Genomic DNA, 299 nt, shown 5'->3' with positions numbered 1-299 from the left:
ACTGTTCATCAATATAAGTTTCCGTGTTTCGTTTTCGTTTAGTTTTGAGAGTTCAATATAAGTATTGACTCTTAAATGGGAATATGATATAAATAAATTCCGCAATTTGTATGGGCCTATAGCTCAGCTGGTTAGAGCGCACGCCTGATAAGCGTGAGGTCGATGGTTCGAGTCCATTTAGGCCCACCATACATTTTACGGGGCCTTAGCTCAGCTGGGAGAGCGCCTGCCTTGCACGCAGGAGGTCAGCGGTTCGATCCCGCTAGGCTCCACCAAAAAGCTATTTTATATAGCAAATG

General features: G+C 44.5%; 2 tRNA genes. Both read left to right on the top strand.

Features of this window, described 5'->3' with window-relative positions:
• Nucleotides 1–112 precede the first annotated feature (112 nt).
• Nucleotides 113–189, top strand: a tRNA-Ile gene (locus FT637_RS29770).
• A 10-nt stretch (nt 190–199) separates the two neighbouring features.
• Nucleotides 200–275, top strand: a tRNA-Ala gene (locus FT637_RS29765).
• Nucleotides 276–299 lie beyond the last annotated feature (24 nt).

Origin of the sequence: Bacillus cereus (assembly GCF_015071065.1) — a bacterium.
Taxonomy (GTDB): Bacteria; Bacillota; Bacilli; order Bacillales; family Bacillaceae_G; genus Bacillus_A; species Bacillus_A cereus_BA.
This window is presented reverse-complemented; position numbering and strand designations above follow the sequence as displayed.